The organism is Streptomyces sp. Tu6071 (assembly GCF_000213055.1).
In the GTDB taxonomy this organism is placed as follows: domain Bacteria; phylum Actinomycetota; class Actinomycetes; order Streptomycetales; family Streptomycetaceae; genus Streptomyces; species Streptomyces evansiae.
Genome location: NZ_CM001165.1, coordinates 6,595,003 through 6,607,453, shown reverse-complemented (window position 1 = coordinate 6,607,453; position 12,451 = coordinate 6,595,003). Strand labels below are relative to the sequence as shown.

Annotated in this window: 11 protein-coding genes; 1 reads left to right on the top strand and 10 read right to left on the bottom strand. The window is 74.3% G+C overall.

Features of this window, described 5'->3' with window-relative positions; genetic code table 11:
* Positions 1-114: 114 nt before the first annotated feature.
* The 8 genes from STTU_RS27975 to infC form a co-directional block, all read right to left on the bottom strand.
* Positions 115-1,455, bottom strand: coding sequence for a hypothetical protein (locus STTU_RS27975; protein WP_007829102.1), 1,341 nt, complete (start codon positions 1,453-1,455; stop codon positions 115-117).
* Positions 1,456-2,079: 624 nt separating this feature from the next.
* The gene (gene pheT / locus STTU_RS27970; protein WP_007829100.1) at positions 2,080-4,590 is read right to left on the bottom strand and encodes a phenylalanine--tRNA ligase subunit beta; all 2,511 of its coding nucleotides are present in this window, start codon (positions 4,588-4,590) and stop codon (positions 2,080-2,082) included.
* Complete coding sequence (gene pheS / locus STTU_RS27965) at positions 4,590-5,717, bottom strand: phenylalanine--tRNA ligase subunit alpha (RefSeq protein ID WP_007829098.1); 1,128 nt, start codon at positions 5,715-5,717, stop codon at positions 4,590-4,592. Before pheS ends, pheT begins: the two co-directional genes overlap by 1 nt.
* Positions 5,718-5,919: 202 nt before the next feature.
* Entirely contained in the window at positions 5,920-7,095 is a 1,176-nt protein-coding gene (locus STTU_RS27960; RefSeq protein WP_043256553.1) for a sensor histidine kinase, read from the bottom strand.
* A gap of 129 nt (positions 7,096-7,224) precedes the next feature.
* Complete coding sequence (locus tag STTU_RS27955; RefSeq protein WP_043257803.1) at positions 7,225-8,037, bottom strand: TrmH family RNA methyltransferase; 813 nt, start codon at positions 8,035-8,037, stop codon at positions 7,225-7,227.
* Between the two features lie 169 nt (positions 8,038-8,206).
* The gene (rplT, locus tag STTU_RS27950; RefSeq protein ID WP_008748864.1) at positions 8,207-8,593 is read right to left on the bottom strand and encodes a 50S ribosomal protein L20; all 387 of its coding nucleotides are present in this window, start codon (positions 8,591-8,593) and stop codon (positions 8,207-8,209) included.
* Between the two features lie 99 nt (positions 8,594-8,692).
* Entirely contained in the window at positions 8,693-8,887 is a 195-nt protein-coding gene (gene rpmI / locus STTU_RS27945; RefSeq protein WP_007829094.1) for a 50S ribosomal protein L35, read from the bottom strand.
* Between the two features lie 107 nt (positions 8,888-8,994).
* A complete protein-coding gene (infC, locus tag STTU_RS27940; protein WP_007829085.1) occupies positions 8,995-9,684 on the bottom strand; it encodes a translation initiation factor IF-3 in 690 nt (229 codons plus the stop codon).
* Between the two features lie 464 nt (positions 9,685-10,148).
* On the opposite strand from infC, the gene STTU_RS27935 reads away from it, so the two are divergent.
* Positions 10,149-10,502, top strand: a complete 354-nt coding sequence (locus STTU_RS27935) for a DUF1844 domain-containing protein (protein WP_007829083.1) — start codon at positions 10,149-10,151, stop codon at positions 10,500-10,502.
* A 128-nt stretch (positions 10,503-10,630) separates the two neighbouring features.
* On the opposite strand, the gene STTU_RS27930 is transcribed toward STTU_RS27935, so the two are convergent.
* Both STTU_RS27930 and STTU_RS27925 read right to left on the bottom strand, forming a co-directional pair.
* Positions 10,631-11,362 carry an SseB family protein gene (locus STTU_RS27930; RefSeq protein WP_007829081.1) on the bottom strand — a complete coding sequence of 244 codons (732 nt, stop codon included), beginning with the start codon at positions 11,360-11,362 and terminating at the stop codon, positions 10,631-10,633.
* Positions 11,363-11,537: 175 nt separating this feature from the next.
* Entirely contained in the window at positions 11,538-12,416 is an 879-nt protein-coding gene (locus tag STTU_RS27925) for a poly-gamma-glutamate hydrolase family protein (protein ID WP_007829079.1), read from the bottom strand.
* Positions 12,417-12,451: the final 35 nt, after the last annotated feature.

Below are 12,451 nucleotides of genomic sequence, written 5' to 3'. Positions count from 1 at the left end.
AGGCGCCTTGGCCGCTCACCGGAGCACGGCGGGCGGCGCACCCGGGGCGTCCGGCGGGCACACCCCGGCGCACCACCCGCCGCCGCGCCACCGCCCGCCGCCGGTCACCGAGGCTCACACCGGCACCCGCAGCGCCCGGTCGATGAGTTCGGCCGCCTGCCCGGTGCCGCTGCCCCCGGTGCGCACCAGGTGTTCGCGCACCGCGCGCAGGCGCTCCCGCAGCCGCCTCGACTCCATGCCCGTGGCCCGCTCGGCCATCTCGACCGCCGCCTCGACGGCCCCGTCCGTCTCGCCCTGCCGCAGCGCGATGTGGCTGAGCATCGCGAGGCGGTGCACGCGGCCCCTGTCGTGCGCCGGGCTGGCCACGGCCGCCCGCGCGTGCTCGCGCGCTCCGCGCAGGTCGCCGAGGCTCAACAGGGCCTCGGCGACCTGGACGTTGACGAGCCCCGGCTGCACGTAGCCCGTCTCGTCGGGCTCGTGGCCGCGGCGGATGCGCTCGGCGGCGGTCTCCGCGCGCCGGATGCAGTCGAGCGCGCCGCCCGCGTCGCCGAGGTGCGCGTACGCCTTCGCCTGCATCGCGTGCAGGTCCGAGGCGAGCGCGGGGGACACCGCGCGCCCGGCCGCGCGCAGCGCCGCCTCGGCGAAGGCGACGGCCTGCCGGTGGGCGGCGAGATGGAGCGACTGGTTGACGAGGAGGGCGATGACGTACGCGCCGAAGGCCCGGTCCCCGCTCGCCTTGGCGAGCCGGAGCGCCTGGTGGAAGTAGCGCTGGGCGAGGCCGTGCGCGTCGGCGTCGTACGCGCAGATCCCGGCGACGGCGACGAGCGCGCCCGTCGCGCGGTGCAGGGCGCGCCCCGTGTCGTCGCCGTAGCTGCCGCGCAGGAGCGGTGCGGCCTCGGCGTTGAGGAAGGAGACGACGCGGGGGCGGATGACGACGCCGCCCGCCTTGCGGTAGAGCTGCTCGTAGTGGGCGCGGGCCGCGCGCAGCATCTCGATGTCGGCGCCCGAGACACGGCGCGGGCCGCCGCGCGAGACGTCGGTGTCCTCCGGCGGGTTCTCCCACTCCCACACGGGGACGATCGCGGGGGTGCCCGTGACGGCGGGGGCGCCGAGGACGTGGGGCCGCTGCTGCTGGTCGGAGCGCCACAGCGCGGTGGCGCGCTCGACGAAGCCGGAGAGGGAGCCCGGTCGTGCCGCGGCGGGCTCGCCCGGGATGCCGAGGCCGATGTCGTCGAGGGTGACGGGGCGGGCGAGGCGGCGCGAGAGGACTTCGCAGATGAGGTCGGGGACCTGCCCGCGCGGGCGCTGGCCGCGCAGCCAGCGCGAGACGGCGGTGTGCTCGTAGCGCAGGGTCAGGCCGCGGGCGGCGCCCGCCCGGTTGACGTGGGCGGCGAGACCGGCGTGCGAGATCGCGGCCTCGTCGAGGATCGCGTCGAGGAGGGAGTTGGGCTCCATGCTGTCTCCGGGTGAACTGGGGCGCGGTCATCGCTGCGGGTGAGCGAACGAACACCCGTTGTGGCACAGCGTAAGGGAGCGGGATTCACACGGGGTGTGAAAGGAGCGCACGCACCGGAGCGCCGCGCGCGCTTTCGCGGGGCGCGCGGGGGCGCTTGACTGTGTCTCGCGGACGCCGGGCTCCCCCCTCGACAAGTACGGCGTCCCCACCGGCGCCGTCCCGCCTGCCGCAGCCGCTTGAGGCTCCGGCCCGGCGGGCGGCGCCCCAGCCGCCCGGCCCCTCCGGCCTCTCCCCCCCCTGGCCGGAGGGGTTTCGGGTCCGTGCGCGAGGAACGGCGCGCGTGGCTGTCTCCGCGGGCTACGGGCCTCCCCCGTCCCGCGTGCGCGTGTTCGCGGGTTCACCGGAAAGCGTGTGCGGGGTTCACCGGAACGAGTGGCACGCCCCCTCCCCCGTGCCCTTCACCCCCGTACGTCGACTCTCCACGCGGACCGGCACACGCACCGGCACACCGACCCCTCACGCGACCGTCACCCGGACCCGCACGCACATCGGCCGGGCCCCGTCGTCACGACAGGACCCGGCCGATCACGCCGGTACGGGGAGCCGGGCTCCCCGACGAGGGGTCACACCCCGCGCAGCACCGCCCCCGTGTGCTCCGCCGCGAGCGCCACCGCCGCGTCGCGCGCGGCCGTGGCCTCCTCGACGGTCAGGGTGCGGTCGGCGGCGCGGAAGCGCAGCGCGTAGGCGAGGGACTTGTGGCCCTCGGCGAGCTGGTCGCCCGTGTAGACGTCGAACAGGCGCAGCGACTCCAGGAGTTCGCCCGCGCCCTCGCGCAGCGCCGACTCGACCTCGGCGGCCGGGACATCGGCCGGGACGACGAGCGCGACGTCCTGCGTGGCCACGGGGTAGTTCGAGATGCGCGGGGCCTGCACGGCCCCGGCTCCCGCCCGCTCCAGGGCGTCCAGGTCGAGTTCGGTCGCGCAGGCACGGGCCGGGAGGCCGAGCGCCTTGATGACGCGCGGGTGCAGTTCGCCCGCGTGCCCGATGACGCGCTCGGCGCCGTCCACGAAGGCGACGAGTTCGGCGCAGCGCCCGGGATGCCAGGGCCCGTACGCGCCCTTGCGGACCACGAGGTCCGCGCCCGCCTCGGCAGCCGCCGTGCGCGCGGCCTCGACGGCGTCGGCCCAGTCCGCCGGGCGGCCCTTGCCCCACCAGCCGGACCGCTCACGGGCCCCGGCGAGCACCACGGCGAGGTGCCGGGGCTGCTCGGGCAGGGCCGTGTTCAGCTCGTCGAGCTGGGTGTCCTCGGGGCGGTGGGCCACGGGGAGCCGCTCGGGCACGACGGACTCGGCGCGCGGGTGGAAGACGAGCCCCGTCTCGAAGAGCGCGAGGTCGTGGCTGCCCCGGCCCTCGTTGCGGCGCAGGGCAGCGAGCAGACCCGGCAGCAGCGTGGTGCGCAGCGCGGGCTCCTCGTCCGAGAGCGGGTTGACGAGGCGCACGACGCGGCGGGCCGGGTCGTCGTCGGCGAGGCCGAGCGCGTCGAAGGCGTCGGTCCCGATGAACGGGTAGCTGAGCGCCTCGACGTAGCCGTGCCCGGCGAGCGCGCGGCCCACACGGCGGTGGAAGCGCTGGCGCTCGGTGAGGCCGCGCCCGGCGGGGGGCTTGGGCAGCGTGGAGGGCAGGTTCTCGTAGCCCTCCAGGCGGATGACCTCTTCGGCGAGGTCGTTGGGCGCGGTGAGGTCGGGCCGCCACGAAGGGACCGTGACGATCAGCTCGTCCTGGCCGTACACGTCGCAGCCCACCTGCTGGAGCCGCCGCACGACGATCTCGCGGCCGTACGCGACACCCGCGACGCGGTCGGGGTGACCGGCCGGCATCGTCACGGTGCGCGGCGCGGAGGGCGCGATGACCTCGGTGACGCCCGCGTCGGCCGTGCCGCCCGCGAGGAGCACGAGGAGGTCGACGGTGCGCTGCGCGGCGGCCGAGGCGGCCTCCGGGTCGACGCCGCGCTCGAAGCGCCGGGACGCCTCGGAGGCGAGCTTGTGGCGGCGCGAGGCGCGGGCGATGGTGATCTGGTCGAAGTGCGCGGCCTCGACGACGACCTCGGTGGTGCCGAGTTCGGCGCCGTGGTCCGCGATCTCGGTCTCCGCGCCGCCCATGACCCCGGCGAGCCCGATGGGCCCGCGCTCGTCGGTGATGACGAGGTCCTCTGCGTCGAGCTTCCGGTTCTGCCCGTCGAGCGTCTTGAGCGTCTCGCCTGCCCGCGCGCGGCGCACGCCGATCGGGCCGCGGACCTGCGAGCGGTCGTAGGCGTGCAGCGGCTGGCCCAGCTCCAGCATCACGTAGTTGGTGATGTCGACGGTGAGCGAGACGGGCCGCATCCCGGCCTTCTGGATGCGGCGGGCCATCCAGATCGGGGTACGGGCCTCGGGGTCGAGCCCCGCGACCGTACGAGCCGTGAAGCGGTCACAGCCGAAGGGGTCGGCGATCTCGACCGGGTAGCCGTGGGCGTTGGGCCCCGGCACGTCGATGAGCGCCGGGTCGCGCAGCGGGAGCCCGTAGGCGATGGCGGTCTCGCGGGCGATGCCGCGCATCGAGAGGCAGTAGCCGCGGTCGGGCGTGACGGCGATGTCGAGGACCTCGTCGACGAGTTCGAGCAGCTCGATCGCGTCGGTGCCGACCTCGTACTGGGGCGGCAGCACGATGATCCCGTGCGTCCCGTCATCCCCCATCCCCAGCTCGTCGGCGGAGCAGATCATGCCGTGGGAGGTCTTGCCGTACGTCTTGCGCGCGGCGATCGCGAAGTCACCGGGCAGGACGGCACCGGGCAGGACCACGACGACCTTGTCGCCGACGGCGAAGTTGCGGGCGCCGCAGACGATCTCCTGCAACTCGCCCGTCCCGTTGGCGTCGCCCACGTCCACGTGGCAGAAGCGGATGGGCTTCTTGAAGCCCTCCAGCTCCTCGATGGCGCGGACCTGGCCGACGACCAGGGGGCCCTTGAGCCCGGCGCCGAGCTGCTCGACGGTCTCGACCTCAAGCCCTGCGGAGACCAGCTTGGCCTGCACGTCACGACCGGTCTCGGTGGCGGGGAGATCGACGTACTCCCGCAGCCAGGAAAGCGGGACCCGCATCAGATCTCCATCCCGAACGGCCGGGTGAAACGGACGTCACCCTCGACCATGTCTCGCATGTCCTCGACGTTGTGGCGGAACATCAGCATCCGCTCGATACCGAAACCGAACGCGAATCCGCTGTACTTCTCCGGGTCGACACCGCAGGCCGTGAGGACCTTCGGGTTGACCATGCCGCAGCCGCCCAGCTCGATCCAGCCCTCGCTGGAGCAGGTGCGGCAGGGGCGGTCCGGGTTCCCGACCGACTCGCCCTTGCACACGTAGCAGAGCATGTCCATCTCGGCGGACGGCTCGGTGAAGGGGAAGTAGTTGGGGCGCAGCCGCGTCGTCATGTCGGGGCCGAAGAGCGAGCGGACCATGTGGTCGAGCGTGCCCTTGAGGTCGGCCATCGTCAGGCCCTCGTCCACGGCGAGCAGCTCGATCTGGTGGAAGACCGGGGTGTGCGTGGCGTCCAGTTCATCGGTGCGGTACACGCGGCCCGGACAGACGACGTAGACGGGCGCGCCGCGCTCCAGGAGCGAACGGGCCTGGACCGGCGAGGTGTGGGTGCGCAGCACGACCCCGGACTCGTCGCCCTCGGTGCCCTTCGGGCCCTGGACGAAGAAGGTGTCCTGCATCTGCCGGGCGGGGTGGTCCGGGGTGAAGTTGAGCGCGTCGAAGTTGAACCACTCGGCCTCCGCCTCGGGGCCCTCGGCGACCTCGTAGCCCATCGCGACGAAGACGTCAGCGACGCGCTCCATCATCGTGGTCAGCGGGTGGCGCGCTCCGGCGGGGACGCGGTCGTACGGGAGCGTGACGTCGACGGTCTCCTCGACGAGGACACGCGCGTCCCGCTCGGCCTCCAGCTCGGCCTGCCGCGCCGCGAGCGCCTTGTTCACGGCGCCGCGGGCCTGGCCGACCCGCTTGCCCGCCTCGGCCTTCGCCTGCGGGGGCAGGGCGCCGATCTCGCGGTTGGCGAGGGCGAGCGGCGAGGTGCCGCCGGTGTGGGCGGTCTTGGCCTGGGCGAGCTGGTCGAGGTCGGCGGCGGCGGCGAAGGCGGCGAACGCCTCGTCCCGCATCCGCGCGATCTCGTCCGGCTTCAGCGCCTCGACCTCTACTGGGTCGTACGACTTGTTGGGTGCCGACATTTCTTCCCGTGCTTCCGACGTGGGTGGCTGAGGGTCCCGTCTCGGTCTGTGGACGATTCGTCCACGAAAGGGGACGCGGACGTGCCAAAGACCGAGTCTACCGGGGGGAGGGTGGGGGGCGGCGCGGGTGGGCGGCCCCGGAGCCGTACGTCACAGGGGGGTACGGGGGCGGGGCGGCCTCGCGCGGGAGGGGCCCGTCGCGCTACTGGAGGTGAGCCGGCAGCGCCACGGGCAGCATAAATCGGAAGCGGGCGCCGCCGCGCGGGGCCCGGCCGACCGTGATCCAGCCGCCGTGCACCTCGACGATGCCCTTCACGATGTAGAGGCCGAGACCGGTGCCGCCGCGCTTGGAGCCGCGCCAGAAGCGGGTGAAGACACGGTTCATCGACTCCTCGGGGATGCCCTGCCCCTCGTCGCTCACCGTGATCACGGTCCCTTCCGGTCCCTCGCCGCCCGCCGTGGGCGCGATGTCGATGGTGACAGTACCGCCGCCGTGGCGCACCGCGTTTTCCAGGAGGTTGCTCAGGACCTGGTCGACTTTGTCGGGATCGGCCCACAGCGCGGGCAGCGGGCGGCGCACGGTGACGACGAAGCGGTCGCAGGAGCGGCCGGCCGCGATGTGCGCCTGCACGTGCCGCGCCGCCGCGCCCGCGATGTCCACGGGCTGGCGCCGCAGCTCCATGCGGCCCGCGTCGATGCGGGAGATGTCGAGGAGTTCCGTGATGAGCCGCGTGACGCGATGGGCGTCGGCGTCGACGGTCTCCAGCATGAGCCGCTTCTGGTCGTCGTTGAACCTCTCCCACTTGGCGAGGAGCGTCGCCGTGAAGCCCTTCACGGAGGTGAGCGGGGAGCGCAGTTCGTGCGCGACGGTCGCGATCAGCTCGGCGTGACCGCGCTCCGTGCGGCGCCTCGCTCCGGTGTCGCGCAGCGAGACGACGAGCCGGACCAGCGGCCCGCGCGGGCGCGGGCGCACGTACTGGGCCGAGACGAGGATCTCGCGGCCCCCGGGGAGGAGCAGGTTCTTCTCCGGCTGCCGGGTCCTGATGGCGAGGCCCCCGTACGGGTCGGTGAGCCGCCACCAGCGCCGCCCGTCGAGGTCTTCGAGCGGCAGCACGTCCTCCAGCGGGCTCCCGAGCGCGGCCTCGGCAAGCACCCCGGTGATGCGCGCCGCCGCGGCGTTGAAGCACGTCACGACGCCGCGTGCGTCCGCGACGACGAGTCCGTCCGGCAGGTCGTCGGGCCGGACGGGGTCCCCTTCGCGGGGCACGGGGACGCCGCGCGCCGCGACCTCGTCACCGGCGGCCGGGCCCCGTACCCGCCCGCGCCACTCCCCCGGCACGACCTCGCGGGCCCCGCCCTCCGTACCGCCGTCCGCCATCCCCGTACCCCACCTTCCCGACCGCTCGCGGGTCCCCGAAGGGGCTGGAAGGAGCCACCCTATCGGGGCGGGGGCGGCACGGGAGGCCGAGCCGTACGGGCGTGCGGGCCGGGCCCGTGCCCGTCCCCCCTAAGCCGTCCGCCCGCGCTGGGCGCGCGCCGAGGCGTAGAGGCAGACCGCGGCGGCCGTCGCGAGGTTGAGGGACTCGGCCTTGCCGTGCAGCGGGACGCGGACGACCGCGTCGGCGAGGGCGCGGGTCTCCTCGGGCAGGCCCCACGCCTCGTTGCCGAAGACCCACGCGGTGGGGCCGCCCATCGTGCCGCGGTCGAGTTCGTCGTCGAGGTCGTCGGCGCCCGCGCCGTCGGCGGCCAGGACCCGTACCCCGATGCCGCGCAGCCCCGCGACGGCCTCCTCGACGGGCACGCCGGTGACGACGGGCAGGTGGAAGAGCGAACCGACCGAGGCGCGCACGCACTTGGGGTTGTAGACGTCCACCGAGGCGTCGGTGAGGATCACGGCGTCGGCGCCGGCGGCGTCCGCGCAGCGCAGCACCGTACCGGCGTTGCCGGGATCGCGGACGTGCGCGAGGACGGCGACGAGGCGGGGACGCTGGGCGAGGACGTCGGCGAAGCCGGTGTCGAGGAAGCGGCACAGCCCGATGACGCCCTGCGGGGTCACGGTGTCGGCCATCGCGGCGAGCACCTCCTCACTCGCGCTGAGCACCGGGACGCCCCTGGCGCGCGCGTCGTCGAGGAGTTCGGGGTGGCGGCGCGCGGCGTCCTCGGTCGCGTACACCTCGACGAGGTGCCCCGCGGCCTCCCGTACGGCCTGCGGGCCCTCGGCCAGGAAGCGGCGCTCTTTGCCGCGGAAGCTCCGCTTCGCGAGCCGTCGCGCGGCGACGACGCGGGGGGAGCGCAGGGAGGTCAGCTCGGGGGCCGGCATGTGCTCACTCTCGGGGACGTACGGGGACGGGCGTACGGGGACGGGGCGGACGCGCGCCGCGGGGCGCCGCCGGAACACACGGAACCCGCAGGCCGTCGCGGGCCTGCGGGTCCGGTGGAGCGGCGCGCCGACACGCGGCGCGCGGAGCCTGCCTGGGCGGTGGCCCTGATCAGGCGGCGGCCTTCGGGGCGTTGACGTCCTCGGGCAGCGCCTTCTGGGCGGCCTCGACGAGGGCCGCGAAGGCACCGGCGTCGTGCACGGCCAGCTCGGCGAGGATCTTGCGGTCCACCTCGATGTTGGCGGCCTTCAGACCCTGGATGAAGCGGTTGTAGGTGATGCCGTTGGCGCGGGCAGCGGCGTTGATGCGCTGGATCCACAGCTGACGGAAGTCGCCCTTGCGCTTCTTGCGGTCGTTGTAGTTGTAGACGAGGGAGTGGGTGACCTGCTCCTTCGCCTTGCGGTACAGGCGCGAGCGCTGCCCGCGGTAGCCGCTGGCCTGCTCCAGGATCGCCCGGCGCTTCTTGTGGGCGTTGACGGACCGCTTGACGCGTGCCACTTGATTACTCCTTGTAGCGGGGCCGTGGGGTGTTCACACGGCCCGGTTCGATTGGGTCCCGGTACGGGGCTGCGGGCCCCCGGCGAGGGGGCCGCGGCCTCACTTGCCGAGAAGCTTCTTGATCTTCTTGGCGTCGCCCGGGGCCATCTCGGCGTTGCCGGTGAGGCGGCGCGTCAGGCGGGACGACTTGTGCTCCAGCAGGTGGCGCTTGCCGGCCCGCTCGCGCAGCACCTTGCCGGAGCCCGTGACCTTGAAGCGCTTGCTGGCACCGCTGTGCGACTTGTTCTTCGGCATGGCGCCGTTTATCTCCTCGTCGGTGACGCCCCCAGCCGGGCCCCGGAGGGACCGGACGCGCGGGGGCGTCAGTTGTGTATCCGTGTCACCGGGACGGCTGTCCCGGATCAGGCCTCGGCGTGCTCCTCGACGGTCTCTTCCGCGCCGGAGAGGTCCTCGTCCTGGTCGTCGGCCGAGGCGCCACGCCCCTGCCGCTCGGCCTTGCGGGCCGCCTGGGCCTCGCGGGCCTCGGCCATCGCCTCGGTCTTCTTCTTGTGCGGGCCGAGAACCATGATCATGTTGCGGCCGTCCTGCTTCGGGCTCGACTCGATGAAGCCAAGGTCCTGGACGTCGTCCGCGAGACGCTGGAGCAGCCGGCGGCCGAGCTCCGGCCTGGACTGCTCGCGACCACGGAACATGATCGTGATCTTGACCTTGTCACCCTGCTTGAGGAACCGGACGACGTGACCCTTTTTGGTGTCGTAGTCGTGCGGGTCGATCTTCGGCCGGAGCTTCATCTCCTTGATGACCGTGTGCGCCTGGTTCTTGCGCGCCTCACGGGCCTTCATGGCCGACTCGTACTTGAACTTCCCGTAGTCCATGAGCTTGCACACGGGCGGACGGGCGTTCGCCGCGACCTCGACCAGGTCCAGGTCGTACTCCTGCGCCAGCTCCAGGGCCTTCGCGAGCGGGACGATGCCCACCTGCTCACCACTGGGGCCGACGAGTCGTACCTCGGGAACACGAATCCGGTCGTTGATACGGGGCTCGGCGATGCGGGGCTCGGCGCTGATGGATCCTCCTCGGTAGCACCGCACGGCCGCCTGGCAGACAGCCGCACATCTCTTGCTTCTTCTGAGACCAACCGCGCCGGAACATGAAAAATGCCCCGGACGATCACGAGCGGGGCTCCTGTACTGACCGGAGCACCGCCGCGTGTTCGCGGGGCGCGACTTCGGACGTCCACCGCCTCGGGTGCGGTGCCGTCTGACCGGTGACCCGCCGCCCGTGCGGGCGATCAGGTGGGAGTGCGGAGCCTCCACTTGTGGCCGGAGTCTCGGGCTCCCTCGCGGGCACCACTGACACACTCCGGCCGGTCGTCCCTCCAGCATACCAGGGCGTACGGGGCCAGAGCCCCCGCGTGCGGGCGGGGCACGGGGCCCGGGGCCGCCGAGGGGGCGGCCACTAGGCTGACGGGGCTCGCGGGCGCCCGGCCCGCGGGAGGGTACGCGGGCGCTGTGCCGCCCTGCCCACTGTACGCAACCGAAGGAAGCGCCCCGCGATGAGCGAAGCGACGCCCGCAGCCGACTACGACGACGTCACCCGGGACATCGCGGAGGTGCCCGCCGTCGAGGTGATCACCACCGTCGGGGTGCACCTGATGAGCGCGGCGGCGGTGAAGCTCGGGCTCGCCGAGGACGGCGAGGCGCACAAGGACCTCGACGAGGCCCGGAAGCTGATCCACGCGCTCGCGGGGCTCCTCGACGCGGGCGGCACCGAGATCAGCTCCTTCCACGCGGCCCCGCTGCGCGACGGCCTCAAGTCCCTCCAGCTCGCCTTCCGCGAGGCCAGCATCGTCCCGGACGAGCCGGGCCAGGGGCCGGGCGAGAAGTACACGGGGGCGGTTTTCGGCTGAGGGCGTCGCGGGGCGGGGGCCCGGGCGGGTCGGCCGGGCTCTCAGCGGCGGGGAGGGGGCTCGGATTCGCCCCCGGAGGCTGGGGGCTGCCCCGGCCCGAAGACCTCGCGCCCTTCCCCGCCCGCCCCTCACCTGATGAAGAGCGGCTGTCCCGGCATCGTCGTGCCCGGCGGGAGCAGGGCCAGTTCGAGGCCGCGCTCCAGGCGCTCGCGGAGGACCGGGTGGGCGGCCAGGGTCCCGGCGACCGCGCGTGCGGCCGGTTCCGCCTCCGCCCCCTCGGCCAGGACGAGCGCGAGCGTGCCGTCCGCCGCGCGGGAGGGGAGCAGGTGGGCCCGGAGCACCGCGGGCTCGGCGGCGAGGGTGTCCCGTACCGCCTCCGTGACGGCCGGGTCCGCGAGCGGGGCCGCGCTGTCCCTGCCCTCGGCGAGCGCGCGGAGGGCGCCGCCGCTCACCTCGAAGGGGACGGGCCCGGCGAGGTCGAGGACGAGTGTGTCGGCCCCCTCGTGCGCGACGGCCTGGAGCGCCTGGTGGAGTGGTACGGCGACGGGGCGGGCCGTCGGGTCCCACAGGGCGAGGCTCGCCGTGGACGTGAACGCGGGCAGCGCGGTGCGGTCCCCGGCCTTGAGCGTGGGCACCGCCATCTCGCTGTTCTTCTCGCGCTTGAGCCCGTCCGGCGCCTCCTCGGTCTCCCCGAGCACGGCGACGACGGGCACCAGGAGCCGGGCCCCGCGCAGCGCGGCGAGCACGGGCCCGGTCGCCGTGCGGTCCTCGGCCCAGGCCGCGAGCGCCGCGCCGAGCGCGGGATCGGCCGAGCCGTCGTCGTCGCCGAAGCCGGAATCAGGGATGTTCTTGTTCGCCACGCGACGACCCTACCGAGGCGGCGCGCGCCGCTGCCGCCCGGACCGGCCGGCCCGGGTCGCCCCGCCCCCGGCCGCCGGACCAGCCGGAGCCTTCCGGCCCCGGTCCCCGCCCCACCGGACGGGCCCGGCACCCCGGCACCCCGGCCCACCGGGCGGGTCCGGCCCCCGGCACCCCTCACAGCACCGGCTGTGCCGCCTCGATCGTGGCGAGGGCGGCGCGGGTCGCGGCCGTGAAGTCCCAGAAGAGCGGCGTGGTCGACTTCTTCCGGCCCGCGCGCGTGTTGACCTCGAACATCGCGGCGCGCAGTTCGGTGGTGATCTCCAGCTGGGCGCCCTCGCCGCGCAGCGTGCGGTTGGCGATGTTGTCCGGCGAGACGCCCGCGAGGTCGGGCTTGTCGGCCGCGTCCGCCGCGGTGATCCCGGCGGCGGCGAAGTTCCGCAGGAGGGCTTTCTTGAGGCTCGCGTCGCGTCCGCCCACGAGCACGGCGGCGACACCGCTGCCGAGGCCGGTCTGCGCGGCGGTGCAGCCGTGCAGGGCGAGCGCGTTGAAGCCCGACGCCGCGAGCGAGCGGGCGACGGTGTCGTCGCAGTGGGTCGCGGTGACGTGGAGGGCGCCGTTGTCGCTGGAGCGCAGGCCCTCGAACATCCAGAAGTCGTGCCGGGGACCCTCGGGGGGCGTGGGCGCGAGCCCGTCCGGGTGGTAACCGGCGATGGCGAGGCACAGCTCGGAGGTGCCCACCTCGATACCGCCGCCGTGCGGCGCGAGGATCACGCTCCGCGTGAAGCCGCCCCCGGTGGCGAGGTCCTGGTCGTCGAGGGCGTGCCTGCGGTAGCGGCGGGCGTAGTCGACGCCCTCGGTCACCGCCGGGTCGGCGTAGAGCGCGGTGTTGGAGGGGTAGGCGTCGTCGGCTGCGACAGCCGGGGCGGCGGAGGCGAGGTTCAGCAGGCCCGCGCCCGCGAGCGGGGCGGCGACGGTGAGACCGCCGAGGACGGCGCGGCGCGAGAGGGCGGGTCTGGAGCTGACATCCCGCGCACTGCTGTTCGATTTCTTCATGGCGCCAGCCTCGGCTCCCGGGATGATCTTGGCAA